The organism is Ideonella sp., assembly GCF_041914305.1.
Taxonomy (GTDB): Bacteria; Pseudomonadota; Gammaproteobacteria; order Burkholderiales; family Burkholderiaceae_C; genus Ideonella.
Genome location: NZ_JAYSDQ010000004.1, coordinates 67,093 through 93,438 on the forward strand (window position 1 = coordinate 67,093; position 26,346 = coordinate 93,438).

Sequence of the window (26,346 nt, forward strand, 5' to 3'; positions counted from 1 at the left end):
AGGTCCGAGCCGAGCCCTGTCCGGCCTCAGCGCAGCAAGCGCTGCGCCAGCATCGTCGCCTGGCCGACGTAGGCCCCGCCGAACAGCAGCGCGTGGTTCAGCAGGTGGTACAGCTGGTACAGCCCACGCCGCCGGGCATAACCGGCGTGCGCACCCATCACCGCCTGCCACGCGGGCCAGAAGCCCGGTGGCGGCGTGCCGAACAGCTCCATCATCGCGACCTCGGCTTCGGCGTCCGACACCGACACCGCAGGGTCGAAGACCACCGGCACACCGTCCTTGCGCATGCCCCAGTTGCCGCTCCACAGGTCGCCGTGGATCAGGCTCGGCCGCGGCACGTGGCCATCGTCGAAGAAGCGCGGCAAGGCCTGTTCGAGCGCGCCGACGGCGTGCAGCAGCTCGGTCGGCGCACCGGCCGATTGCAGGCGCGGCAGCAGCGCTTCGAGCCGCTCGCTGCGGTAGAAGGCCAGCCAGCCGTCGAGGCCGCCGCGCGCGCTCCAACGGTTGCGCTGCGTCGTGCCGCCGATGAAGTTGTCGCGCGCCCAGCCGAAGCGCCCGTCGCCCCGGGGCCGCGCCGCATGCAAGGCCGCCAGCGCTTCACCCAGGCGCTGGCCGAAGCCCTCGTCCGGCGGGCGCAGGTCCAGCCATTGCATCGCCAGCGCGGCCAGGCCCGAGGCCGCATCGACACCGCACCACGCCACCTTCGGCACGGCGATGCCACCTTGCGCGGCCAGCGCGCGCAGGCCATCGGCCTCGGCGTCCAGCCGCGCCAGGTCGGCTGCCGGCAGCGTCTTGACGAACAGCTGCGCGTTGCCGCGTGCGCGCCAGGTGCTGCAAAAGCCGCTGGCGCCCAGCGCCTGCACCACCCACGGGCCCCCCAGCGCCCGCTGCAATGCGGCCGCGACCGGCATGTCAGAGCTCGACGATGGTCTTGAAGCCGCCCCAGAACATGCGCTTGCCGTCGAACGGCATCGCCGCCGGATTCATCATGTCGGCCAGGCGCGGGTCGCTCATCACCAGCTTGTTGATGCGGTCGCGCTCGCGCCGGTTCTTGTAGACGATCCACGAGAACACCACCACCTCGCCCTCCTTCAGCTTCACCGCCTGCGGAAACGAGGTCGTCTTGCCCAGCTTCACATCGTCGGCCACGCACTCGGTGTACTGCAACGCGCCGTGTTCCATCCACACCTTGCCGGCCTTCTTGGCCAGGCGCTTGTAGTCGGCCAGCTTGTCCAGCGGCAGCGGGATGACGAATCCATCGACATACAAGCTCATGCAGCTTCTCCTTCGGGTTGGGTGGCGGGTGACGACGAGGAAGACGACGCGAGCCGGCCCGTGCGCAGGAACGCCGCACCCAGCCCACCCGCCAGCGCGGCGAACGCCGCGCCGAGCACAAACGCCAGCTGATAGCCCTGGTTCAGCGCATCGACAGGCGGCACGCCGGCGGCCTGCAGGCCGGCGGTGCGCGCCGCCGCGCCGCTGGCCAGCACCGCCAGCCCGAGCGCACCACCCATCATGAAGGCCGTGTTGACCACGCCGGACGCGAGGCCCGAGTCGGCCGCGTCCACATCGCTCATCGCGGCCAGCAGCACCGGGTTGAAGGCGATGCCGCCACCCAGGCCCAGCAGCAGCATGCCGGTCAGCACATCGACCACGAAATCGCCTTGCACCGGCGCGCGCGCAAACAGCGCCAGCCCCGCCGCAGCCAGCCACAAGCCCACCGCCAACGGGCCGCGCAGGCCCCACCTCATGACGATGCGGGCCGACAGGCCCAGCGAGAACACCGCCATGATCAGGTTGGCCGGCAGGAACCCCAGCCCTACCTGCCAGGGGCTGTAGCCCAGCACCAGCTGCATGTACAGCGCCGAGAGAAAGAACCAGGCGAACATCGCCGCGGCCCACAACACCCCCACCACGTTGGCGGTGGCCACGTTGCGGCGCTTGAACAGCGTGAGCGGCATCAGCGGCACGGCGACCTTCGTCTCGACCAACACGAAGGCCACGAACAACGCTACCGCGAGGCCCAGCAGCCCCAGCGTCTGCGCCGAAGCCCACCCGGCGGCGTTGCCGTTGACCACCGCATAGACCGCCAGCATCAGCGACAGCGTGATGCTGCCGGCGCCGGCCCAATCCAGCTTGGCACGCTGCGCGGCCGACACACCCGCGGGCAGCAGGCGCAGGCACAACGCCACCACCGCCACACCGATCGGCAGGTTGACCAGGAACACCGCACGCCAGCCCAGCGTGCCGGTCAGCAGGCCGCCCAGCAGCACGCCGATGCTGCCGCCACTGGCGCAGACAAAACCGTAGACGCCCATCGCCTTGGCGCGCTCACCGGCCTCGGTGAACAGGTTCATGATCAGCGACAGGGCCACCGCCGACACCACCGCGCCGGCCACGCCCTGCACCGCACGCGCCGCGATCAACACCACCTGCGTCGGCGCCACGCCGCACGCCAGCGAGGCGAGCGTGAAGCCGACGATGCCGGCAATGAACAGGCGGCGATGGCCGTACAGGTCACCCAGCCGGCCGCCCAGCAGCAGAAAGCCGCCGAAGGTCAGCATGTAGGCGTTGACCACCCAGACCAGCGAGGTCTCGCTGAAAGCCAGGTCGGCGCGGATCGACGGCAGCGCCACGTTCACGATCGTCGTGTCGAGCACGATCATCAGCACGCCCAGGCACAACAGAATCAGCGCGAGCCAGCGGCGGCGGTGGTCCAGCAACAGAGGGTCGGTGGTCATGGGCGATCAGGTCCGGCAAGGGTTCATCGGCGCACTCAACGCCACGACGAACGGCCAGACGCCGATTCGACATCAGCACCACGAAACATGTCGAGGGCAGGGTTTCGGGCGGGGTGGCCCGTGAAGCGCCCCGTCGCGCTTCAGCATGAAGCAAGGCCGCTCGACGGGCCTCAGCGCTTGATCAGGCCTTGAGCCAATCCACCAGTTCGCGCCCGAGCAGCTTGGCGATGAGCTCGTCGTCCGGCAGGTTCACGAACGCCTCGGGGTCCGTCGCCATCACGATCCCGGTGTTCTTGAACTCCTTCGCGATCGCCTCGACGAACGCGAACTCCTCATGCTCGCAGGCGCCGATGAACAGGAAGTAGACCTCGTCGCCGCGGTGCTGCGAGGTCAGCAGCACCTCGCGGGTGCGCTGCTTGTCGCGGAAGCTGTCGCCCGGGTCGTTTTCGCCGTCGGTGACGAACAAGACGATCGAGCGCTTCTTCTCGTGCCGGTGCGTCGGGGCCGACTTCGGCGCATCGGGCGCCAGGCCGAGCAGGCGCTGCCAGAAGCGAGGTTTCACCGGCTCGTGGTCACGGTGGCATGGCAGCCAGCCGAAGATGCGCAAGGCCTCTTCCAGCGCGAAGCTGTAGGTGGTGCCGCCCTTCCAGCCCCGCACCTTGTCGACCACGTGGTTGACGATGTAGCCGCGAACGTTCGTCTCGTCGATCGTGCCCAGGTGCTGCACCGAGTCCTTGCCGTTGCTGAAGGTGACGAGGTCGATCTTGCCGTCCGGGTCGAGCACCTTGGCCAGCGGCACGAAGCGCTCGAGCAGGATGTCTGTCGTTCCTTCTTCGTGCTCGTGTTCGAACGAGCCCGACACGTCCATCACGACGAGCAGCTCGGCGCGGATCTCGGGCGGCACACCGGCCTTGTCCAGAGACAGGCGGAAGGTGGTGGCCGACTTGTTCAGGTCGAGCTTGAAGGGTTGCGTCATGTCGATTCCTTTAGTTCTTCAGCTGTTGAAGGATGTCTCGAAGCCGATAGCTCATGTTGAGCGCCTCGGCGGGAAAAGCGCGCCCGGCCTTGGCCAGGGCCTGCAACGAAGCCATCTCGGTGACGAGCCCCTGCACCTTCACCAACGCCACGCCCTGGATCGCGCCGATGAGCTGCAAGGGTTGCGCGACATGGGTGCGGTAGGCACCGTCACCCTGCCTCGTCTGCGCCAAGGTGGCGCCGAGGCTCATGTGGCGCTCGGCAAATCGCTGCGCGAGGGTCGGCGACGACCCGGCCAGGCGGTTCGACAGGAACAGCGCCGCCAAGGCAGCGGCCTCCACCTCGACCTGGCGCCGCTCGAACGCGCCGGCCCGCTGGCGCAGCCCATCCTGCAGCGCCAGCAAGCGGCCCACGCCTGCGTGCATGCGCTGCAGCAGCGATCGAAGCTCGTCCAAGGCACCCGCCAGCTTCGCCGGCGTGTCGATCTTGCGGTTGACCGACTTCGCCAGGCCCGCGAGCAAACCCCCTTGGGCATGCGCGCACACCGCCTTCAAATCGATCGCCTCGAGGATGCCCGTCATGCGTGCCAGGTCGGCGCGCGCCTGTTCGATGAACGGTGCCGATACCGGGGCGACACTGCCGCCGCTGAAACCATCCTGGCAAGCCCGCTGAACCTCTTGCCCCCAACGCTCGGCTCGGCGCTGGCTGAGCATCGCGACCGTCAGCGCCTGCAGCAGGCGAGCGGCTTCATCGCAGACCGGCTCGGACGCATCGGCCGACAGCGCTCGCAGCTCATCGACATGCACCTCGATCCGCTCGGGCCGCACACCGTCGATGGCCGTCGGCTGTGCGACGGCGGATGAAGAAGCGGGCGGCGCCGTCTTCTTGCCGCGCGCACCGGCCGCCGACGGCTTCACGACGGTCGGCCGCAGAGGCCCTGGCTTGTGCGCCACGCGCTCGCTCAGCAGAAGTGGCCGAGCACGTCGTTGAAATCGCCCTTGAAGCCGACGCCGACTGGCACGTATTCCCAACCGCCGCTCGGGGCGAGCATCACGGTGCCGAGCTGCACGACGTTGAACTCGCCGAACTCGTCGGACAGCTGGTACTTCCCGAGCACCCGGCCCGAGTCGTCCGAGATCGTGACCACGCAGATGTCGATGTCGGCGAACGCGGCCTCGTCATCGTCGTCATGCTCGTCCTCATGCCCTTCGCCGTGATCGGCCTTATGGACCGTGGCGAAGAGCGGGATCTCGTTGACGGCCGGCGGCACCTTCGAGCCGTCGACTGTCAACACCTCGGCCTGGCTGCCCTGCACGCGGATGTCGCCGGAGTGCGAGAGCCCACCCGAAGGCGTGGCGAACGAGCCATCCGGGTTCGTCTTCAGCGCCCCGGTGCGCGACATGCGGGTCGTGTTGTAGGTCGAGAGGATGCCCTCCAGCGCCGTCACCTTGGCCCCATGGCCACTGTTCACCGCTTCGAGCGCGTGCACATCGACATCGTCCTGGTGATCGGCCTTGCAGTCCCACTCGACCTTCACGCTGAAGCGAGCACCTTTGCTCAGCGACAGCGTGAGCCGGCGAACGGGCGCCGCATCCGGCTTCTGGAGACTCAAGGTCAGCATCTGGTTTTCATCCCTGTGTGGTTCGATCGGCTTGCTCCACGCCCCTCAGGCTGACAGGGCACCGAAATGGTGGCTTCGATGCACGCGCCGACGAGGGCCTGGCGACAAAGCGGCTCAGGGGCGGAGGCGTAGAGATGAAGCAGCTGAGACAACGGCGTGGCCGAAGGTCGAGTTCAGTTTATCGCTAGCCGGCGTGCGAAGCCGCGCAGCTGGCACCCCGGCGCCGTGGCGAACTTCCCGAAGAATGCCGACACGTTTTCTGCCGCAGCGAAATAGCCCACCCGTGTACGCCATAACTGACAAACTGATCAAGACCGGCCTAGCATGCAGGCCATGGCTGACACGATCCGCCTCCCCGACGAACTCGGCCGGCTGCTGAAAACGCAGCGAGAAGCCGCTGGCCTGAGCAAGAAAGAACTGGCCCAACGCGCCGGCAAGGTGCGCGAGGTGAGCTATCGCCTGGAAGACGGCGACGACGTCACCGTGTCTTCACTCTTTGCGGTGCTCTCGGCGCTTGGCCTCGGCATGCGCATCGAGAAGGTCGGCTTGCCGACCATGCAAGAAGTGGCAGCCCGGTTCAGCGATGACGACTAGGAGGACGACCATGCTGCCGGAGAAGCAGGACTCACAACCCTCGGCTGTCACTCCATTCGTGCGGCGCGCCGCCGCCGCAATCGAACTAGCCAAGGCACAAGGGACCGGCGTAGCGGCCGAACTGGTGATCTCGAAGTTGGCGGCAAAGCTTCGACAAGCCCAGAAGCGCTAAGGCGCCTGATCAGCACGAGGCGCCGCGATTCCAGGCGCTGGAACTCAGCGGGGCCACCAGTCCAAAAAAACAGGGGCAAGCGTGAAGAACAACTATGTGCTGGTCGACTATGAGAACGTCCAACCGGACATGGCCTCATTGTTGGCCGCAGACGTCTTCAAAGTATTGGTCTTCGTCGGCGCGGCTCAGACCAAGATCGGCTTCGAGTTGGCCAACCTACTGGCCACCAAGAATAACGGCTCGAAGTTCATCAAGATCAGCAGCAACGGGCGCAACGCGCTCGACTTCCACATCGCCTATTACATCGGCCGCTTGTCGACACAAGAGCCGGACGCCTACTTTCACGTGATCTCTGCTGACAAGGGTATGGATCCGTTGATCGACTACTTGCAACACCAGGGGATCCATGCCAGTCGCTGCGTCAACGTGCAAGACATCGCAATCGTCAAGACGCCGGCAGCAGCGACCTCCGAAGACGAAAGGCTGTCGACGATCATTGAATACCTCGTCCGACGCGGCTCACAGCGACCAGCCAGTTTGAAGACGTTGCAGGGTTCGATCGCCGCGTTGTTTCAACCGAAACTGGACGAATCAGAAGCCAGCTCACTGCTTCAGACCCTGCAGCAGAACGGCGTCTTCGACGTCAGCGGCAACCGGGTGACCTACTGCCTACCAGATTGCTGAGGAGACATCCTGTGCCGATCTTCAAGAACACTGCTGGAAAGCTGAAGAAGCTCAACGTCCTTCCCCTGGACAAGGAAAAGGCACTTCAGCAGCTCCTGGAAAGCAATCTGCAAGAAGTGCTGGACCTTCGATTCCTGGCGACGGAGTACCCGACCACCTTCGGCGGGCGAATCGACACTCTCGCGGTAGATAGCACGGGAGCGCCAGTGATCATCGAGTACAAACGCAACAGGAACGACAACGTCATCAACCAAGCGCTGTCCTACCTGAAGTGGCTCAAGACCCAGAAGCCGGGCTTCTTCGAGAAGCTGATGATCGACAAGCTGGGGCCGCACGCGGCGGAGCACCTGAGACTTGACTGGCACAACCCCCGCGTCATCTGCATTGCCGAGTCGTACAGCAAGTTCGACATCGATACGGTGGAGGTGGTGCCTCTGCGCATCGAACTGATGCGCTACCGCTACTACGAGGACGGTGTCTTCGCGTTGGAGCCGATCAACCTGCCTGAGGAGCCCGTCCTCGCCGCAACTTCCGCCAAGCCACCCCAGGACAAGGCCGATGCCAGCGCACCCTCATCCTTCGATCTGCTGCTGAACAAAGCCTCGCCAGCCACACGCGAACTCTTCGAGCAACTGCGCGAGCGGGTTCTAGCCCTCGACGAGACCATCGTCGAGAAACCCACCGCTTTCTATGTCGCCTACAAGGTGTCAAACAATTTCGCCGAGGTCCACATCGGCAAGAACCAGCTGAAGATCCACTTGCGGCCGATCGACTACGTGGACCCTCAAAATGCGGTCGACAAGATCCCAGAGGGCTACAACTGGACGATGGATCGCCGGGTCTACCTCAAGTCCGCTGACGAGTTGGACTATGTGGTCGGCATCATTGAACAGTCCTACAAGAACGTTCTCTAGGCAGATCGACGCCGTGCCTTCCTACACGCCGGCGGAGCCTCAACACAAGCCATGAATCAAATCGAACAACAGTTTTTCAACGATCTCGAGAAAAAACTCTGGACTGCCGCGGACAAGCTGCGGTCTAACCTGGACGCAGCCGTCTACAAGCACATCGCGCTCGGTCTGCTGTTCCTCAAGTACGTGTCTGACGCGTTCGAGGAGCGACAGAAGGAACTGGACGCCCAATTCCGCGATCCGGCCCATGACTACTACATGGATCCGGCGGACTACTCCGAGAACTACGAGGCAAACGTCGCGGCTGAGCAGGAGGTGCGCGACTACTAACATGCTGCAGCCCTTCAGGGGGCGGGTGTACGACCCTGCCATGGGCTCGGGAGGCTTCTTCGTGCAAAGCGAAGACTTCATTGAAGAGCACGCCGGCAAGAGCACCAACGGCCAAGGAAACAAGGCCAGCGGCCAGATCAGTGTCTACGGGCAAGAGAGCAACCCCACCACCTGGAAGCTGGCCGCCATGAACATGGCCATCCGCGGCATCGACTTCAACTTTGGTGGAGGCCCGGGCGACACGCTGCAGAACGACCTGCACCCCGACCTGCGGGCCGATTTCGTGATGGCCAACCCGCCCTTCAACATGAAGGAGTGGTGGAGCGAGAAGCTGGCCAATGACCCCCGCTGGCTGCCTGGATGCACGCCGCCGCAGGGCAACGCCAACTTCGCCTGGCTGCAGCACATGCTGTACCACTTGGCGTCCACCGGCAGCATGGCCCTGCTGCTGGCCAATGGCTCGATGAGCAGCAACACCAACAACGAGGGCGAGATTCGCAAGCGGCTGGTGGAAGATGACTACGTGGAATGCATGGTGGCCTTGCCTGGTCAGCTGTTCACCAATACCCAGATCCCGGCTTGCATCTGGTTCCTTACCCGCGACAAGGCCAACGGCTTCAACCTCAGCAAGAGAAAGCGTGACCGACGCCGACAGTTCCTCTTCATCGACGCCCGCCAGATGGGCTACATGAAGGACCGCGTGCTGCGCGACTTCACCGCGCAAGACATCCAGACGATCGCTGACACCTTCCACGCTTGGCAGCAGGGCGAAGGGTATGAAGACATCAAGGGATTCTGTTACTCCGCCAGCCTGGACGACATCCGCAAGCACGAACACGTGCTGACGCCAGGTCGCTATGTGGGCGCCGAAGAGCAAGAAGACGACGGCGAAGCCTTTGCCGACAAGATGGCACGGCTGACGGCACAGCTGGCGGGGCAGTTCGCTGAGAGCGCGAAGCTGGAGGTTGAGATCAAGAAGAATCTAGCGGGGTTGGGCTATGGTTTTTGACTGGAGCCGAGCGACCGTCGGTCAATTTGTTGATCTTCAGCGAGGCAACACCTACCGCAGTGAACTCTTGGACCAGCCAGGTCCTGTTCTCCTCGGTTTGGCGTCAATTGAGCGTGACGGTGGATTCCGTTCGGACAAACTTCGTACATACGGCGGCGATAGTCCGTCCAAGTTGTTGGTATATCCCGGGGACATCTACGTGTCGCTGAAGGACGTTACTCAATCTGGTGACTTGCTGGGTTCGGTCGCCCGCGTACCTGACACGGTTGCTGTAGGTCGAATGACTCAGGACACCGTGAAACTCATCTTCAAGAGTGATTTGATCGACAAGACCTACTTGTATTGGGTACTGCGATCTCCAGAGTACCGAGAGTACTGTCGTTCGCGTTCGATGGGCACAACGAACTTGTCGATGAGTCGGGATGACTTCCTTTCGTTCTCGATCCCGCAGCCTTCCGAAACACGGCTTCTCCTGGCCCAAGTACTGGACGAAGTTGAAGCCAAAATTGCCCTCAACCGCCGTATCAATCAGACCCTCGAAGCCATAGCCCAAGCCATCTTCAGGTCGTGGTTTGTGGATTTCGACCCCGTCAAAGCCAAGATCGTCGCCAAGACCGAAGGCCGCGACCCGCTGCGCGCGACGATGAGCGCCATCAGCGGCAGGCCCGTCGACGAACTTGATGCGCTGCCCCCCGAGCAATATGGCCAGCTTGCCGACACCGCCGCGCTGTTTCCGGATGAGCTGGCGCAATTGCCGCCCGGTGATGCGCCTGCAGGTTGGTCCGTAAAGTCATTCGCACAGTTGACCGACAAGATCGGCAGCGGCGCAACTCCGCGCGGAGGTAAAGAGGTATACGAGGACGAAGGTGTCGCGCTCATTCGCAGCCAGAACGTGTACGACAGCCTGTTTGTCTGGGATGGCTTGGCACGGATCACGGATGAGGCGGCCAACCAACTCAAGGGTGTCACCGTGCAAGAAGGCGATGTGCTCCTGAACATCACCGGTGCGTCCATCCTGCGCACCTGCGTCGTGCTGCCTGATGCCCTGCCCGCACGCGTCAATCAGCATGTGGCCATCATTCGGGCCAAGGCAGGCGTGCCGCCTCGATTTCTGCATCAGCATTTGCTTCTGGCTGAGACCAAGAGTTTCCTCCTGGGCTTAAACGCCGGGGCGTCACGCGAAGCCATCACCAAGGGCCATATCGAATCATTGGAAGTGCTGGTACCGGCCCCGGAACTGCTGGCGTCATTTCAGGCAATCACAGACCCACTATTCCGACGGGTCGAGTGCGGAGCCCGACAGATTGGGGCGCTAGCTGAGATGCGTAATGCGCTGCTGCCCAAACTGCTATCGGGCGAACTGACGGTCAATTCGGCTGCGGCTGCTGTTGAGAGCCTGGGAGAGAACTGATGGATATCCAGAAGCTCCGGGATAGCAAGCTCATCGTCGACAAGGTCGAGGAAGCGTTGCAGGCGGCTTACAACTCCAAGGCCGATTTCAATGAGCAGCTGGATCAAGCCGACCCGGTTGTGCTCAAGAGCTTGAGAGACCCTGAACACGAGTACGTGGTCAAGGTCAGCGACGTGCTGTACTGGGCAGAGCGTGACGCCTATCTGGATGAACTGGACCATTGGGAGGGCAAGAGGCAAGCAGATGAGCACGAGAGCGCCATCGGATTCATTCGCGACTCGGACCAACGCGCGGTGTTCTTGGACTTGGTCGACGCGATCCGAGGCGGGCGAGTTGCACCCTTTGTGGGTGCTGGCGTCTCCGCGGCCTGTGGCTATCCCATGTGGCGAGAAGCACTGCGCAAGATGGCGCTGAAGCTCCAGGGCTTGGGTGTGCAAGACATCGAGCCGTTGATGTCGCAATACGACTACTTGCAAGCCGCTCAGGTGTTCCACGATGCGGCGGCCGATCAAGTCCGGCACTTTATTAAGACCGAGTTCCGCCAGCGGGGTGCCATCGTTGGTCCGGTCAAATTGCTCCCCGATCTGGCCAAAGGGTGCATCGTCACCACCAACTTCGACACCGTCATCGAGGACCTGTTTCGTGACCGCGGCCAGCCGCTGGATGGCTATATGCACGGCACCCAGGCTGGGAACAACTTCGTGCAGCGGCTGCTACGCGGCGAGCGGTGCATTCTCAAGCTCCATGGAGACGCCGGGCAAGCCAACACCCATGTGTTCACTCGATCGCAGTACGAAGCGGCCTACGGTGACCCGCTCGCGTTCCAGAACCAGCTCCCCAGAGCACTGCGGCAGATCTTCATCAGCCATTCGCTCCTGTTCATCGGCTGCAGCCTGGAACAGGACAAGACCCTGGAGCTGTTCCAACGGATAGTGGACGAGGCCGCCTTCGAGATCCCGGATCACTTTGCAGTGTTGAACGAGCCCAACGACGCTGCATTGAAGGCCCAGAAGGAGGCCCGCCTCCTACACCTCAAGGTGCGCCCGATCTGGTACCCCACGCCGCTGTCCAGCGATGGCAAGCCTGATCACGGCATGTTGGAACAGATTCTTCGCCTTGCGATCGCGGTGTCGCGTCGGCAGGTTGTGTTCGATTGACGAGACTCTGATGCGACCTAAATGCTGAACGAACATCAACTCGAGGAACAGTGCAGCCGCTGGTTTGAAGAGGCTGGCTGGCGGTGTGTGCACGGCCCGGACATTGCGCCCGAGGGAGTGAATGCCGAGCGGACCGACTATCGGCAGATGGTGTTGCGCGGACGTCTGTTGGCCGCCCTGGCGCGCATCAACCCGCACATCCCGCCGCAGGCGCTGGAAGAGGCCGCCGATGCCATCACCCGGGTAAGCGAGCCGCTGCTGGCGGTGCGCAACCGCGCCGTGCACCGGTTGCTGCTGGGCGGTGTGGAGGTGGCCTTCCCCAAGCCTGACAGCGAAGGCAAGAAGACCACGGATCTAGCCAGCCTCATCGACTTCGCCACCCCATCGAATAACGAGTTCCTGGTGGTAAACCAGTTCACCGTACAGGGCAGCAAGCAGCCGCTGCGGCCGGATCTGGTGGCCTTCATCAACGGCCTGCCGGTGGCGGTGATCGAGCTGAAGAATCCGGCCAACGAGCAGGTGGATATCTGGGATGCCTTCAACCAGCTTCAGACCTACAAGGCCGAAGCGGCTGACCTGTTCAACTGCAATGCGGTCCTGGTGATCAGTGATGGCTTCACGGCCCGTGTGGGCTCGTTGACAGCCGATGCCGAGCGCATGCTGCCCTGGCGCACCATCGCCAACGAAGATGACCGCCCCCAGCTGCAGATGGAGCTGGAAACACTGGTGCGTGGCTTCTTCAAGCCCGAGCTGCTGCTGGACTACCTACGGCACTTCGTGCTGTTCGAGCAGGATGGCGATGTCCTCGTCAAAAAGGTGGCGGGCTACCACCAGTTCCACGCAGTGCGTGAGGCCGTTGCCGCCACGGTGATCGCGGCCCAAGGAACCGACAAGGGCCTGCTGGAGGTGAAAGAGGAGCGCGCCACTTACGGCAAGCAAGTGCAGCCCGGCTCTCGCAAAGCCGGGGTCGTATGGCATACCCAGGGCTCCGGCAAGAGCATCACCATGGCCTGCTACGCCGGTAAGCTGCTGCAACAGCCGGCGATGAAGAACCCGACGCTGGTGGTGGTGACTGACCGCAACGATCTGGACGGACAGTTGTTCGGCACATTCTGTGCGGCCAGCGACCTGCTGAAGACCACACCGCTGCAGGCCGCCAGCCGCGATGAGCTGCGCGACATGCTGGCCTCGCGCCAGGCTGGCGGCGTCATCTTCACCACGGTTCAGAAGTTCGCGTTGCTGGAAGGTGAGGAGGTACACCCTGAGCTATCGGCGCGAACCAACATTGTGGTGATGTCGGACGAAGCTCACCGCAGCCAGTACGGCATGAACGGCCGGCTGGACACCAAGACCGGCAAGTACGTATTCGGCTTCGCCAAGCACATGCGCGACGCTTTGAAGAACGCCACCTTCATCGGCTTCACCGGCACGCCCATCGCGCTGGAGGACAAGGACACCCGGGCGGTATTCGGCGACTATGTCAGCATCTACGACATCCAGGACGCGGTGGACGACGGCGCCACGGTGCCGATTTACTACGAAAGTCGTCTGGCCAAGCTGGATGTGAACCAGGCCGAGATCGACGCGCTGAACGCGCAGGTCGATGAGGTGGTGGAAGACGAAGAGGATGTTGCCAGCCGCGAGAAGACCAAGAGTGAATGGGCGGCGCTAGAGAAGTTGGTGGGCGCCGATCCGCGCCTGAAGCAGGTGGCAACGGACCTGGTGCAGCACTTCGAAGCGCGCATCAGCACCATCGACGGCAAAGCGATGATCGTGTGCATGAGCCGCGAGATCTGCGTACGGCTGTACGACGCTATCACGGCCCTGCGACCAGACTGGCACCAGGACGACCCGGCGGAGGGCTCCATCAAGATCGTGATGACCGCAGCTTCGGCAGACAAGCCTCTGCTGCAACCGCACCGCTACCCCCACGCGGTAAAGAAGTCGCTGGAGAAGCGCTTCAAGAACCCCGCCGATCCGCTGAAGTTGGTGATCGTGCGCGACATGTGGCTGACCGGCTTCGACGCCCCCTGCTGCCACACGATGTATGTGGACAAGCCGATGAAGGGCCACAACCTGATGCAGGCCATCGCCCGAGTGAACCGGGTGTTCAAGAACAAGCCAGGTGGCCTGGTGGTGGACTACATCGGCATTGCTAACGAGCTGAAGGCGGCACTGAAGACCTACACCGACGCCAAGGGCAAGGGCGACCCGACGCACAACGCGACTGAAGCATTGGCCCTGTTGCTAGAGAAAATAGACGTCGTGCGCGGGATGATGCACGGCTTCGACTACAGCGCCTACGAGACCCAGGCGATGGCCCTGTTGGTTCCCGTGGCCAACCACCTGCTAGGACTGAAGGATGGCAAGCAACGCTTTCTGGACGTGATGACGGCTGTGAGCAAGGCGTTCTCGCTGTGCGGCACGCTGGATGAAGCAATCGCGCTGCGTAAGGAGATCGCCTTCTTCGCGGCTGTCAAGGCGGCCATCACCAAGTTCACAACGGTAGACAAGAAGCGTACCGCCGAGGACAAGAACAGCGCGCTCAAGCAGATTTTGGACAACGCCATCGTCGCGGACGGTGTATCAGACATATTTGCACTGGCCGGGCTGGACAAGCCCAACATTGGCCTTCTGTCCGACGAGTTCCTGGAAGACGTGCGGCAGATGAAGAGCCGCAACCTGGCAGTGGAACTCCTGGAGAAGCTGCTGCGCGACGAGATCAAGGCCCGAGCCCGCAACAACGTCGTGCAAGAGAAGAAGTACGGCGATCGGTTGCTGGAGACCTTAAGGCAATACCACAACCGCGCGATCGAGACCGCCCAGGTCATCGAAGAGCTGATCGCCATGGCCAAAGAATTTCAGGCCGTGCTGGAGCGGGAGGCCTCACTGGGCCTCAACCGTGATGAGATCGCCTTCTACGATGCGCTGGCCAACAACGAAAGCGCAGTTCGAGAGCTGGGCGATGAAATCCTAAAAAAGATCGCCGTCGAAATCACGGAGAAGCTGCGGGCGAGCACGACGGTGGACTGGCGTGTGCGAGAGAGTGTTCGAGCAAAGCTGCGAATCCTCGTTCGACGCACCTTGCAGAGATGGAAGTACCCGCCAGACGAGCAAGCCGATGCAGTAGAGCTAGTTCTAAAGCAGGCCGAATCGCTATCCGACAAGTGGTCCTCCTAGACCAAATCTGTATTGGCCGAGACTTCCTCTGACCCGTCGCACCAGACTCAGCTGGTATCGCCATCACGCGTCGATATTCGCCGCGCTCAACGCTTTCGTCTCGATGAAATTCCGCCGCGGCTCGACCTCGTCGCCCATCAAACTTCGTGAACACCTTGTCCGCCTCGATCGCCATCGTCCTGAGAGGACGTGATACCTGTCACCGCTACAAGTCGAAATGTCTTCGCGGCGGTACCAGGTGAAGGGCCGAGGCGGCGCTGCCCTCTACTTGGACTTCGATGGCGTCCTGCATCCCGAAGCGGTCTACTGGCGGCCTCAGCGCGGCGCCTACATCGAGGACAGCCTGGCAAGCGCTGGACACAGACTCTTTGAGCATGCGGGACTGCTCACTGATCTTCTTGAGCCCTACCCGCATATCAGCATCGTCCTGAGCACCTCGTGGGCGAGGCACTACCGGTTCAGCAAAGCGTCACGCCGACTACCGATCGGTCTTCGCGAACGCGTCATCGGAGCAACCTTTCACTCTCAGATGGACAAGGTGTTGTTCGACAGACTCTCTCGAGGTCGCCAGGTCCTGAGCGATGTTGAGCGACGCCAACCCACGTCATGGATGGCAATCGACGACACCGACGAGGGGTGGGACAGGGCGCGCGGCAACGTTGTTATTTCCGACGAACGCTATGGCATTGCCGAGCCGTCGGTGCTGGAGAAACTCAGAGACTTGTTGTCCCTGACCTTCGATGCTGTTCGGCCCCAACCCAGAACCGACTACCAATGAGTCGACCTCACCCGCCATATTCGCCGTCCCATAGCTCTCGGTAAGCCTCAACGTACCAGGCAGCAGCGGCCACATCGACTGACCAGTAGTGGCGGCACAGTGCCCTGAACATCGCCAACATCGGCTCTTGATCGCAGAAGTCCAACAGGCCGTCCAAGGTGCGCTCTACTATGTAGCTGGCGTCAAGGCAGCCGGTGCGCAAGATGTCGTTGACCACCGGCTGATACTGCTGTGCAGCCCGGTCCTTCAGATCTCCTACCTCACGCACAAGGTCGATGAGCACCTGATGTGAGCTGTCCACAGGTTTCAACGGCTGTCTTCCCCAGCAAGCAGACGACGCTCCACCTGTTTCCTGAATTCTTGCGACATCGTCGCAAGAATCCGCTTCATCAGATCACGCGTCGATATTCGCCGCTCGCAACGCGTTGGTCTCAATGAAGTCGCGCCGCGGCTCAACCTCGTCGCCCATCAGCATCGTGAACACCTTGTCGGCCTCGATCGCGTCTTCGATCTGCACGCGCAGCAGGCGGCGCACGGTTGGGTCCATCGTCGTTTCCCAGAGCTGGCCGGGGTTCATTTCGCCCAGGCCCTTGTAGCGCTGGCGGCCGACGGAGTTTTCGGCTTGGGTCATCAGCCAGGCCATGGCCGCGCGGAAGTCGCTGACCTTCTGCTCTTTCTGCTTCTCGCCTTCGCCACGCTTGGCCACCGCATCCGCGGTCAGCAGGCCCTTGAAGGTGCGGCCGGCGGTGGCCAGCGCGTCGTAGTCGGCGCCGTGCACGAAGTCGGGGCTGATGATGCTGGACTTGATGTTGCCGTGGTGGCGACGGCTGATGCGCAGCAGGTGCTTGTCGGTGCGCTGGTCGAACACCGCTTCGACCTCGGCGTCGTGCAACGCGCCCTTCAGCGCGATCGCGCTGGCTTCGGCGCTGGCCGTGTCGTCCAGGTTCAGCGTCAGGCCATCGCTGATCGCGCGCAGCGCTTCCACGTCCATCCAGGCGGACAGGCGGTCGATCACGTTGGTGGCCTGCACATAGGCGCGGGCCTTCTCGGCCAAGTCGTCGCCGGCGATCGCGGCGCGGCCGTCGCCGGGCTCGACGCGGGCACCGTCGAGCGCCACGCGCATCAGGTAGGCATCCAACTCGTGGCCGTCTTTCAGGTACTGCTCGGCCTTGCCGTGCTTGACCTTGTACAGCGGCGGCTGCGCGATGTAGATGTGGCCGCGCTCGACGAGGTCGGGCATCTGGCGGTAGAAGAAGGTCAGCAGCAGCGTGCGGATGTGGGCGCCGTCCACGTCCGCGTCGGTCATGATGATGATGCGGTGGTAGCGCAGCTTGTCGGGGTTGAAGTCGTCCCCGCCCATGCCCTTGCCGATGCCGGTGCCCAGCGCCGTGATCAGGGTCAGGATTTCGTTCGAGCTCAGCAGCTTTTCGTAGCGCGCCTTTTCGACGTTCAGGATCTTGCCGCGCAGCGGCAGGATGGCCTGGAACTTACGATCGCGGCCCTGCTTGGCGGAGCCGCCGGCGGAGTCACCCTCGACGATGTAGATCTCGCACAGCGCCGGGTCTTTCTCTTGGCAGTCGGCCAGCTTGCCGGGCAGGCCCATGCCGTCTAGCACACCCTTGCGGCGCGTCATCTCGCGCGCCTTGCGCGCGGCTTCGCGGGCGCGGGCGGCGTCGACGATCTTGCTGCAGATGATCTTGGCGTCGTTCGGGTTCTCGAGCAGCCAGTCGTTCAACAGGCGGCTGACGATGTCTTCGACCGGCGCGCGCACTTCGCTCGACACCAGCTTGTCCTTGGTCTGGCTCGAGAACTTGGGCTCGGGCACCTTGACGCTGACCACGCAGGCCAGGCCTTCGCGCATGTCGTCGCCGGCGATCTCGACCTTGGCTTTCTTGGCCAGCTCGTTGTCGTCGATGTACTTGTTGATGACGCGGGTCATCGCGGCGCGCAGGCCGGTCAGGTGGGTGCCGCCGTCACGCTGCGGGATGTTGTTGGTGAAGCACAGCACGTTCTCGCTGAACGAGTCGTTCCACTGCATCGCCACCTCGACACCGATGTTGGTGCCCTGGTCGCTGGTCTTGTCGCCCACCGCGTGGAAGATGTTCGGGTGCAGGGTCTTCTTGCCCTTGTTGACGAACTCGACGAAGCCCTTCACGCCGCCGGCATAGGCGAAGTTGTCTTCCTTGTTGTTGCGCTCGTCGACCAGGCGGATCTTGACGCCGTTGTTGAGGAACGAGAGCTCGCGCAGGCGCTTGGCCAGGATGTCGTAGTGGAACTCGTTGTTCTGCTGGAAGATCTCGGTGTCCGGCAGGAAGTGGACCTCGGTGCCGCGCTTCTCGGTGTCGCCGATGATCTTCATCGGGCTGGTGTCGAAACCGTCGCGCTGCTCGATCACGCGGTCTTGCGGGATGCCCTTGCGGAACTCGATGAAGTGCACCTTGCCGTCGCGCCGCACCGTCAGGCGCAGCCATTTGGACAGGCCGTTGACGCAGCTCACGCCCACGCCGTGCAGGCCGCCCGAGACCTTGTAGCTGTTCTGGTTGAACTTGCCGCCGGCGTGCAGCTCGGTCAGCGCGATCTCGGCCGCCGAGCGCTTGGGCTCGTGCTTGTCGTCCATCTTCACGCCGGTCGGGATGCCGCGGCCGTTGTCGATGACCGAGATCGAGTTGTCGGTGTGGATCGTGACGACGATGTCGTCGCAGTGGCCGGCCAGGGCTTCGTCGATCGAGTTGTCGACAACTTCGAACACCAGGTGGTGCAGGCCGGTGCCGTCGGACGTGTCGCCGATGTACATGCCCGGGCGCTTGCGCACCGCCTCGAGGCCTTCGAGGATCTGGATCGAGCCTTCGCCGTAGGCGGCCGAGGCCTCCGCACCCGTCGAAGCCCCCTGGCCTTCAGGCGAGGGGATCTCGCGCCGGGTGACGCCATCGTCAGGGCTGCCGGGGGTGGGGGTCTTGGGGTCGCTCATGGCATTTCTTCAGGTGGGGGCTCGGCAACGGGACAGGCCCGGCAAGCCCCTTAAAAACGGCTTGGCGGGCTTGGAAGCCCGCCGGTCAGGGGTGGGGGTGGGTCAGGCCCCGCGCGGCGCCTAGATGCGCATCGGCATCACGACGTACTTGAAACCCTCTTGCTCGGGCACGGTGATCAGGGCCGCCGAGCTGCCGTCGTGCATCTCGAGCCTGACCATCTCGTGGCCGATGTTGGCCAGCGCGTCCATCAGGTAGGTCACGTTGAACCCCACCTCGATCGCCGGGCCGTCGTAGTCGATCTCGAGCTCTTCCTTGGCTTCTTCCTGCTCGGCGTTGGACGACGCGATCTTCAGCGCGCCCGGCTCGATGTTCAGCCGCACCCCCTTGAACTTCTCGCTCGTCAGGATCGCGGCGCGCTGCAGGCTGGCCAGCAGCGGCTGGCGGCCGAGCGTGATGATGTTCTTGTGGTTCTTCGGGATCACGCGGTTGTAGTCGGGGTACTTGCCCTCGACCAGCTTGGTGACGAATTCCATGCCCGAGAAGCTGAACTTGGCCTGGTTGCCGGCAAAGCGCATCTCGATCGCTTCGTCGCCGCCGTCCTTGTCGTCCTTCAGCAGGCGCATCAGCTCGAGCACGGTCTTGCGCGGCAGGATGACCTCTTGCTTCGGGATGTCGTTCTCGAGCTGGGCCTGGGCCAGCGCCAGGCGGCTGCCGTCGGTGGCCACCAGCGTCAGCGTCTTGCCCTCGGCCACGAACAGGATGCCGTTGAGGTAGTAGCGGATGTCGTGCACCGCCATCGAGAAGTGCACTTGGTCGATCAGCGTCTTCAGCGTCTTCTGCGGCACCGAGAAGACTGGGCCGAAGTCGACCGCCTCGTTGACCAGCGGGAAGTCTTCGGCCGGCAGCGTCTGCAGCGTGAAGCGGCTCTTGCCGCCTTGCAGCGTGAGCTTGGCGCCGCTGGCCGACAGGCTGACGACCTGGTCGCCCGGCAGGGTGCGCAGGATGTCGATCATCTTGCGCGCACCGACGGTGGTCGACAGGCTGCCCGCATCACCGCCCAGGCTGGCGCTGGTGCGGACCTGGATCTCCAGGTCGCTGGTCGTGAACTCGATCGTCTCGCCGGTCTTGCGCAACAACACGTTGGCCAGGATGGGCAAGGTGTGGCGCCGCTCCACGATGCCGGCCACGGCCTGCAGGGCAGCCAGCAACTTTTCTTGTGGGGCTTTCAGAACAATCATGTCTTCCTCTTTGAACTTAGTCGTTCTAGTAGGCTCGGGCGCCAACTGTGGAAAAGCGCATTTTCGCCTGATTCTTCAATGCTTTAGCGTCTGGGCAACCCTGTGTGCGGGGGGCTTGTTTGAGCAGGGGCCAAAAGACAGCAACTTGTCGCGACGCTTCGGGGCTGTGGGTAACTGGGTGCTTGTTCGAAAGTTGTCCCCAGGCTTGCACGTTGACAGTGGGCCCAGGATCGGTCATGCGTTAAAAAAATGGGGGCCTGCTCAGCCCGGGATCAGCCCTTGAGGGTCTGTTCGAGCACGTGCAGCTGCTGGTTCAGCTCGGTGTTCTTGTGGCGCTCGCCACCGATCTTGCGCACCGCGTGCAGCACGGTGGTGTGGTCGCGGCCACCGAAGAGCTCGCCGATCTCGGGCAGGCTCTTCTGGGTCAGCTCCTTGGCCAGGTACATCGCGATCTGGCGCGGGCGGGCGATCGAGGCCGGGCGCTTCTTGCTGTACATGTCGGCGACCTTGATCTTGTAGAAGTCGGCCACCGTCTTCTGGATGTTCTCGACCGAGATCTGCCGGTTCTGGATCGACAGCAGGTCTTTCAGCGCCTCGCGGGCGAGGTTGATCGAGATGTCCTTGTGGCTGAACTTCGAGTACGCCAGCACCTTGCGCAGCGCGCCTTCGAGCTCGCGCACGTTGGCGCGCACGTTCTTGGCGACGAAGAAGGCCACGTCTTCGGGCATCAGCGTGCCCTCGGCGCGGGCCTTGGCGAGCAGGATCGCGACCCGCATCTCCAGCTCGGGCGGCTCGATTGCCACCGTCAGGCCGGAGTCGAAGCGCGAGGTCAGGCGCTCGTCGATGTCCACCAACCCCTTGGGGTAGGTGTCGCTGGTCATGATGATGTGGGCCCGCTTGGCCAGCAGCGCCTCGAAGGCGTTGAAGAACTCTTCCTGCGTGCGTTCCTTGCCGGCAAAGAACTGCACATCGTCGATCAGCAGCAGGTCGAGCTGGTGGTACTTGGCCTTCAGCTCGTCGAAGGTCTTGCGCTGGTAGTTCTTGACGACGTCGGAGATGAACTGCTCGGCGTGCAGGTACAGCACGCGGGCGTTAGGGTTGTCGGCCAGCAGCGCATTGCCCACGGCGTGCACCAGGTGGGTCTTGCCCAGGCCGACGCCGCCGTAGATGAACAGCGGGTTGTACATCTGGCCCGGCGCGCCGGCCACGTGCAACGCGGCGGTGCGGGCCATCTGGTTGGCGCGGCCGGCGACGAGGTTGTCGAAGGTCAGCGCGGTGTTCAGGCGATGCCGGTTGGACGCCGGCGGCAGATGGGTGCCGGGTGCGGCCGTCGGCACGCTGGGGCCAGACGGGCGCTGCAGCGTGGCGGTGTTGTCGGACGCGCGTGGCCAGGCCGAGGGGGCGCCCGCCGTGGTGGCCAGGCTGTCCTCGCGCCGCGGCAGCGCGGCGTTGGCCAGCACCTGGGCGGCGGTGATCGGCTGGTTCGGATGGCCCAGCGGCGGCATCACGCGGGCATGGGCGCTGCCGTTGGCCGGCCGCATCGACAGGCCGGCCATCGGCATCGGCTCGCGCGGGGCCAGGCTGAGCTCCAACCGCACCGGCTTGCCGGCGAGGTCGGTCAGGATGGTTTCGATGCGGGCGCCGTACTGCGAGCGGATCCAGTCCAGCTTGAAACGGTTGGGCACGCGCAGGCAAGCCACCGCGCCGGCGTCGCCGTCATCGGTGATGTCCGCCGGCGGCAGCGGGCGGATCCAGGTGGCGAACTGCTGTTCGGGCAGTTCGGTCGCGAGTCGCTCGCAACCACGCTGCCAGAGATCAAGGCTCATTGTGGACAAGTTCTTATCGAGCGGCCGGATTCTACGCACGGAACGGTGGGGCAAGGCGGTGGTTATCCACAGTTTTTGGAGGTGGGTCAAGCCCCGCGCCAAGCCGCGTGCTGCCGTGCAAGTGTTTGACCCTCCTCACGTTTTTTGCTCTAATAGTGGGTTTCCCGAATCGGGGCCGTCAGGCAGGTGTCGCGTTTTGCATCAAGCAAGCCACGCGGTGCGGTCTGGGTGGTCACCGGGGGCTGGCCGAACCCGACAGCGGGTGGGGTCACGCCCCAGGCTGCTGCGCTAAAGCTTTGCCAAGCTTGATCTCTGGCGGCTGGGAAGCCCCTTCCAACTCCCTGAAGCAAGCACCATGAAGCGCACTTACCAGCCTTCCAAGATCCGCCGCGCCCGTACGCATGGCTTCCTCGTTCGCATGAAGTCGCGGGGCGGCCGCGCCGTCATCAACGCGCGCCGTGCCAAGGGCCGCAAGAAGCTGTCCCAGGTCTAAAGCGCACGCCATGATCGGCCGCATCGTGCGACCGGCCGATTTCGAACGCGTGCTCGCAACAGCGTCCCGCTCGCGAAGTGCTCACTTCGCCGTTCATCATGTGAGCGGCAGGCCTTCGCTTGCGCGTGCGAGCACCGCCGAAGGTGTTCGCCGGGCGGTTGTCCCGCCTGTTTCACCAGACTTATCCACAGGTGCCGACCCAACGGGTGCGGGCCTTGTGGATGAATCTTCAACACCGCCGGCCCAGCCCGCGCCTGAAGGGCACTGGCTGGGCTTGGTCGTGCCCAAACGGCACGCCAAGCGAGCGGTCACTCGCAACCTGATCAAGCGCCAGATTCGCGCGGCGATGGCGCAGCATGCGCCTGCCCTGCCGCCGGGCCTGTGGGTGGTCCGGCTGCGCTTGCCGTTCGACAAGCGCGAGTACCTGAGCCCGTCGTCCGAGCCCCTGCGGCTGGCGGCCCGGGCCGAGATTGCCGAGTTGTTCCGCCGCGCCGTGGCGGGCCGCCGCACGCCATGAACGGGCGCGAGCGCATCCTGCCCCGCCTGAAGCTGGTGCCGCGGCTTGCGCTGGTGCTGTTGTTGCGTGGCTACCGCTTGCTGCTGAGCCCGTGGCTCGGCAACCAGTGCCGCTTCGCGCCGAGTTGCTCGGTCTACGGCATCGAAGCCCTGCAGCGCCACGGGGCGTTGGCAGGCACCTATCTGACGGCGGCGCGCGTGCTGCGCTGCCACCCCTGGTGTGAAGGTGGCTGTGACCCGGTGCCGGCCGAGCGGCCGCGCCTGTTCACCCATTTGCTGCCGGCGGCCACCGTGGCCGACCCCTCTACGATTTTTTCCAGGCCCTTGCCATGACCGATATGCGTCGCACCCTGTTGTGGGTGGTGTTCATCATGTCGCTCGCCCTGCTGTGGGACGGGTGGAACAAGCACAACGGGCATCCGACGATGTTCGGCATGCCGATCGCCGATGCCACGGCGCCGGCCAGCGCGGCGGCTTCGGGCGCGGCCGGTGCGGCCAGCGTCGCCGCCGCCGGTGGCGTGCCTTCGGTGGCCGGCGTGCCAGCCACGGCGGCCACCGCTGCGGCGGCCGCAGCCAGCGCGCCGAGCGAGCAGATCACCGTGCAGACCGACGTGATGAAGCTGACGCTGGACACGCTGGGTGCGACCGTGACCCACCTGGAGCTGACCGGCTACCCCGACAGCGTCGACCCCACGCACCCGGTGGTGCTGTTCGACCAGAGCGCCTCGCGCACCTACCTGGCCCAGACTGGCTTCTTCAACGCCGCCGGCGGTGCGCCGCTGCCGCGCCACCTGAGCCCGTTCACCGTGGTGCCGGGCGAGCGCACGCTCAAAGACGGCGCCAGCGAGCTGAACGTGCGCTTCGAGTCGCCCGAGATCGGCGGCGCCAAGCTGGTCAAGACCTACAGCTTCAAGCGCGGCGACTACACGATCCGGGTCAAGCACGAGCTCACCAACGTGTCGGCCGAGCCGATCACGCCCAAGATCTACCTGCAGCTGCTGCGCGACGGCCGGCCGCCCGAAGGGCAATCGACCTCGTACTTCTCATCGACCGGTTTCACCTACACCGGCCCGGCGATCTACAACGACGCGAGCAAGTTCAAGAAGGTTGAACCGGCCGAGATCGACAAGCGCGGCGCCAACCCGTCCAAGGCCGAAGCCACGGCCAACGACGGCTGGGTCGCGATGATCCAGCACCACTTCGTCAGCGCCTGGACGCTGCCCGGCAACACCGCGCCGCGCGAGTTCGTCACCAACAAGATCGGCAGCGACTACACGGTGGCGATGGTGCAGCCGCTGCAGACGCTGCAGCCGGGCGCGACGGTGAGCCACCAGGCCACGCTGTACGCCGGCCCGCAAGACGAGAAGAAGCTCGAGGCGATGGAGCCGGGGCTGGAGCTGGTCAAGGACTACGGCCGCGTGACGATCCTGGCCAAGCCGCTGTTCTGGCTGCTGGACCACCTGCACAGCCTGCTGGGCAACTGGGGCTGGTCGATCATCGCGCTGGTCGTGCTGCTGAAGATCGCCTTCTACTGGCTCAACGCCAGCGCCTACAAGTCGCAGGCCAAGATGAAGGCGGTCAACCCGCGCATCATGGAAATGCGCGAGCGGCTGAAGGACAAACCGCAGGAGATGCAGCAAGAGATGATGCGCATCTACCGCGAAGAGAAGATCAACCCGCTGGGGGGCTGCCTGCCGATCGTCGTGCAGATGCCGTTCTTCATCGCGCTGTACTGGGTGCTGCTGGCCTCGGTCGAGATGCGTGGCGCGCCGTGGCTGGGCTGGGTCCACGACCTGTCCAAGCCCGACAGCCTGTTCGGCCTGCTGCCCTTGGGCAACATGCCGATCGGCCCGCTGCCGATCCTGATGACCCTGAGCTCGATCCTGCAAGTGGCGCTGGGCCCCAAGGCGCCGGATCCGACGCAGGCCAAGATGATGTGGCTGATGCCGCTGATGTTCAGCTTCATGTTCTTCTACTTCCCGTCGGGCCTGGTCCTGTACTGGCTGACGAACAACCTGCTGTCGATCGCGCAACAGTGGTTCATCAACAAGCGCCTGGGCGTCGCCTGATCGCTTCGTGATCCATGCCACGAAAGGCCTCGTTCATAGGGGCCTTTTTTCATTTTGAGGGGTACAAGCGCGCCGCCCGTTGGGCGATCATCGGCGTGCGGGGTCCACCCGGAACCTCCGGTGAGTGAGTGATCGGACGCGGCCGATGAAGGCCATGATCGACACTCCCCCCGCGCCAACACCGCTCGCCCTGAGCGAAGCCACCGGCGTCCTTGCGGCCGCGGCGCTCAGGGGACAATCCAGGCCGTGATCCTCGGCCGCCACCAAGACCCCATCGTCGCGATCGCCACTGCCCCCGGGCGGGGCGCGGTCGGCATCGTGCGCGTGTCGGGCCGCGGCCTGGCGCCGCTGGCCGCCGCGTTGACCGGTGCCACGCTGGTGCCGCGCCGCGCCCACTACGGGCCGTTCCTCGGCGCCGATGGGCAGGCGATCGACCAGGGGCTGGCGCTGTTCTTCCCCGCACCGCATTCGTACACCGGCGAAGACGTGCTCGAACTGCAGGCCCACGGCGGGCCGGTCGTGCTGCAACTGCTGCTGGCGCGCTGCCTGGAGTTGGCGGCTGGCACCGACGGCGCACAGTTGTTGTCGGGACTGCGCCTGGCCGAACCCGGCGAGTTCACGCAGCGCGCGTTCCTCAACGACAAGCTCGACCTGGCCCAGGCCGAGGCGGTGGCCGACCTGATCGACGCCAGCACCGAGGCCGCGGCGCGCTCGGCCAGCCGCTCGCTCGCCGGCGCCTTCTCGGCCCAGATCGACGGCCTGGCCGAGGCCATCGTGCGGCTGCGCATGCTGGTCGAGGCAACGCTGGACTTTCCCGAAGAGGAGATCGACTTCCTCGAAAAAGCCGATGCGCGGGGCCAACTGGCGCGCATCCAACGGCAGCTCGACGAGCTGCTGACCCGCACGCGCCAAGGTGCGCTGCTGCGCGAGGGCCTGCGCGTCGTGCTCGCCGGCCAGCCCAACGTCGGCAAGAGTTCGTTGCTGAATGCGCTGGCCGGTGCCGAGCTGGCCATCGTCACGCCGATCGCCGGCACCACCCGCGACCGCGTCAGCGAGACGATTCAGATCCACGGTGTGCCGGTGCACGTGACCGACACTGCCGGCCTGCGCAGCGACGCGGCCGACGAGGTCGAGCGCATCGGCGTGGCCCGCAGCTGGGAGGCGATCGCCGGTGCCGACGCGGTGTTGTTCCTGCACGACCTGACGCGCGTCGACGAGCCGGCCTACCAGCAGGCCGACGCGCTCATTGCCCAGCGGCTGGCCGAGGTCGAGCCCGAACGCCTGCTGCACCTGTTCAACAAGGCCGACGCGGCCGGCGCGGCCGGTGGGTTCGAAAGCGCCCGGCCGGGCTTGCGCCTGTCTGCCCGCACCGGCGCCGGGCTGGACACGCTGCGCGACACCTTGCTCGAACGCGCCGGCGGCCTGGCCTCGCCCGAAGGCCTGTTCATCGCCCGCAGCCGCCATGTCGAGGCGCTGCGCGAAGCCGGCGCGCACCTGGCCGGTGCCGCTGAACATGCCGCCCAGGCCGACACCGCGCTCGACCTGTTCGCCGAAGAGCTGCGCCTAGCCCACCAGGCGCTGCAGCGCATCACCGGCGCCTTCAGCGCCGACGACCTGCTGGGCGAAATCTTCAGCCGTTTCTGTATTGGCAAGTGAGTGCCCGCCGAGGCGG

23 protein-coding genes and 1 pseudogene are annotated in these 26,346 nt (G+C 64.4%); 14 read left to right on the top strand and 10 right to left on the bottom strand.

What is annotated here, in order from left to right:
• Nucleotides 1-26: 26 nt before the first annotated feature.
• The 6 genes from ACE3SG_RS06775 to ACE3SG_RS06800 all read right to left on the bottom strand — a co-directional run bounded on the left by ACE3SG_RS06775 (nt 27) and on the right by ACE3SG_RS06800 (nt 5,337).
• Complete coding sequence (locus tag ACE3SG_RS06775) at nt 27-911, bottom strand: fructosamine kinase family protein (RefSeq protein ID WP_374563458.1); 885 nt, start codon at nt 909-911, stop codon at nt 27-29.
• Between the two features lies 1 nt (nt 912).
• Entirely contained in the window at nt 913-1,275 is a 363-nt protein-coding gene (locus ACE3SG_RS06780) for a DUF1428 domain-containing protein (protein ID WP_374563460.1), read from the bottom strand.
• A complete protein-coding gene (locus ACE3SG_RS06785; protein ID WP_374563462.1) occupies nt 1,272-2,741 on the bottom strand; it encodes an MFS transporter in 1,470 nt (489 codons plus the stop codon). Before ACE3SG_RS06785 ends, ACE3SG_RS06780 begins: the two co-directional genes overlap by 4 nt.
• A 181-nt stretch (nt 2,742-2,922) precedes the next feature.
• Entirely contained in the window at nt 2,923-3,717 is a 795-nt protein-coding gene (locus tag ACE3SG_RS06790) for a VWA domain-containing protein (protein WP_374563464.1), read from the bottom strand.
• Nucleotides 3,718-3,727: 10 nt separating this feature from the next.
• The gene (locus tag ACE3SG_RS06795) at nt 3,728-4,633 is read right to left on the bottom strand and encodes a hypothetical protein (protein ID WP_374563467.1); all 906 of its coding nucleotides are present in this window, start codon (nt 4,631-4,633) and stop codon (nt 3,728-3,730) included.
• Nucleotides 4,634-4,677: 44 nt separating this feature from the next.
• A complete protein-coding gene (locus ACE3SG_RS06800; protein WP_374563469.1) occupies nt 4,678-5,337 on the bottom strand; it encodes a TerD family protein in 660 nt (219 codons plus the stop codon).
• A 333-nt stretch (nt 5,338-5,670) separates the two neighbouring features.
• On the opposite strand from ACE3SG_RS06800, the gene ACE3SG_RS06805 reads away from it, so the two are divergent.
• The 9 genes and pseudogenes from ACE3SG_RS06805 (at nt 5,671) to ACE3SG_RS06845 (ending at nt 15,563) form a co-directional block, all read left to right on the top strand.
• Nucleotides 5,671-5,931, top strand: coding sequence for a helix-turn-helix domain-containing protein (locus tag ACE3SG_RS06805; RefSeq protein WP_374563472.1), 261 nt, complete (start codon nt 5,671-5,673; stop codon nt 5,929-5,931).
• A gap of 10 nt (nt 5,932-5,941) precedes the next feature.
• The gene (locus ACE3SG_RS06810) at nt 5,942-6,103 is read left to right on the top strand and encodes a hypothetical protein (RefSeq protein WP_374563475.1); all 162 of its coding nucleotides are present in this window, start codon (nt 5,942-5,944) and stop codon (nt 6,101-6,103) included.
• Nucleotides 6,104-6,184: 81 nt separating this feature from the next.
• Nucleotides 6,185-6,787, top strand: coding sequence for a PIN domain-containing protein (locus ACE3SG_RS06815; protein WP_374563478.1), 603 nt, complete (start codon nt 6,185-6,187; stop codon nt 6,785-6,787).
• Between the two features lie 11 nt (nt 6,788-6,798).
• Entirely contained in the window at nt 6,799-7,701 is a 903-nt protein-coding gene (locus tag ACE3SG_RS06820; protein ID WP_374563481.1) for a DUF5655 domain-containing protein, read from the top strand.
• 51 nt (nt 7,702-7,752) lie between these two features.
• Nucleotides 7,753-9,037 (top strand): annotated as a pseudogene (locus tag ACE3SG_RS06825) (N-6 DNA methylase).
• A gap of 199 nt (nt 9,038-9,236) precedes the next feature.
• On the top strand, nt 9,237-10,448 hold the full coding sequence (locus tag ACE3SG_RS06830) for a hypothetical protein (RefSeq protein WP_374563484.1): 1,212 nt from the start codon (nt 9,237-9,239) through the stop codon (nt 10,446-10,448).
• The gene (locus tag ACE3SG_RS06835) at nt 10,448-11,605 is read left to right on the top strand and encodes an SIR2 family protein (RefSeq protein WP_374563487.1); all 1,158 of its coding nucleotides are present in this window, start codon (nt 10,448-10,450) and stop codon (nt 11,603-11,605) included. The genes ACE3SG_RS06830 and ACE3SG_RS06835 overlap by 1 nt, the downstream gene beginning before the upstream one ends.
• 21 nt (nt 11,606-11,626) lie before the next feature.
• A complete protein-coding gene (locus tag ACE3SG_RS06840; RefSeq protein WP_374563489.1) occupies nt 11,627-14,785 on the top strand; it encodes a type I restriction endonuclease subunit R in 3,159 nt (1,052 codons plus the stop codon).
• A gap of 268 nt (nt 14,786-15,053) precedes the next feature.
• Nucleotides 15,054-15,563 carry an HAD domain-containing protein gene (locus tag ACE3SG_RS06845; RefSeq protein ID WP_374563491.1) on the top strand — a complete coding sequence of 170 codons (510 nt, stop codon included), beginning with the start codon at nt 15,054-15,056 and terminating at the stop codon, nt 15,561-15,563.
• Nucleotides 15,564-15,570: 7 nt separating this feature from the next.
• Here the strand turns inward: ACE3SG_RS06845 and ACE3SG_RS06850 are convergent, their stop codons facing one another.
• The 4 genes from ACE3SG_RS06850 to dnaA form a co-directional block, all read right to left on the bottom strand.
• Nucleotides 15,571-15,873 carry a hypothetical protein gene (locus ACE3SG_RS06850; protein WP_374563493.1) on the bottom strand — a complete coding sequence of 101 codons (303 nt, stop codon included), beginning with the start codon at nt 15,871-15,873 and terminating at the stop codon, nt 15,571-15,573.
• Nucleotides 15,874-15,957: 84 nt separating this feature from the next.
• Nucleotides 15,958-18,531: a DNA topoisomerase (ATP-hydrolyzing) subunit B gene (gene gyrB, locus ACE3SG_RS06855; protein WP_374563494.1), complete on the bottom strand. Its 2,574-nt coding sequence runs from the start codon at nt 18,529-18,531 to the stop codon at nt 15,958-15,960.
• A 120-nt stretch (nt 18,532-18,651) separates the two neighbouring features.
• The gene (gene dnaN / locus ACE3SG_RS06860) at nt 18,652-19,770 is read right to left on the bottom strand and encodes a DNA polymerase III subunit beta (RefSeq protein ID WP_374563496.1); all 1,119 of its coding nucleotides are present in this window, start codon (nt 19,768-19,770) and stop codon (nt 18,652-18,654) included.
• 272 nt (nt 19,771-20,042) lie between these two features.
• Entirely contained in the window at nt 20,043-21,596 is a 1,554-nt protein-coding gene (dnaA, locus tag ACE3SG_RS06865) for a chromosomal replication initiator protein DnaA (RefSeq protein WP_374563498.1), read from the bottom strand.
• Nucleotides 21,597-21,951: 355 nt separating this feature from the next.
• Here dnaA and rpmH point away from each other — a divergent pair, with 355 nt between their 5' ends.
• The 5 genes from rpmH to mnmE all read left to right on the top strand — a co-directional run bounded on the left by rpmH (nt 21,952) and on the right by mnmE (nt 26,330).
• Nucleotides 21,952-22,089, top strand: a complete 138-nt coding sequence (gene rpmH / locus ACE3SG_RS06870; protein ID WP_324158085.1) for a 50S ribosomal protein L34 — start codon at nt 21,952-21,954, stop codon at nt 22,087-22,089.
• Nucleotides 22,090-22,099: 10 nt separating this feature from the next.
• Nucleotides 22,100-22,606: a ribonuclease P protein component gene (locus tag ACE3SG_RS06875; protein WP_374563500.1), complete on the top strand. Its 507-nt coding sequence runs from the start codon at nt 22,100-22,102 to the stop codon at nt 22,604-22,606.
• Nucleotides 22,603-22,938, top strand: coding sequence for a membrane protein insertion efficiency factor YidD (yidD, locus tag ACE3SG_RS06880; protein ID WP_374563502.1), 336 nt, complete (start codon nt 22,603-22,605; stop codon nt 22,936-22,938). The genes ACE3SG_RS06875 and yidD overlap by 4 nt, the downstream gene beginning before the upstream one ends.
• Nucleotides 22,935-24,674: a membrane protein insertase YidC gene (gene yidC, locus ACE3SG_RS06885; protein WP_374563504.1), complete on the top strand. Its 1,740-nt coding sequence runs from the start codon at nt 22,935-22,937 to the stop codon at nt 24,672-24,674. The genes yidD and yidC overlap by 4 nt, the downstream gene beginning before the upstream one ends.
• Nucleotides 24,675-24,923: 249 nt before the next feature.
• Nucleotides 24,924-26,330: a tRNA uridine-5-carboxymethylaminomethyl(34) synthesis GTPase MnmE gene (mnmE, locus tag ACE3SG_RS06890; protein WP_374563919.1), complete on the top strand. Its 1,407-nt coding sequence runs from the start codon at nt 24,924-24,926 to the stop codon at nt 26,328-26,330.
• Nucleotides 26,331-26,346 lie beyond the last annotated feature (16 nt).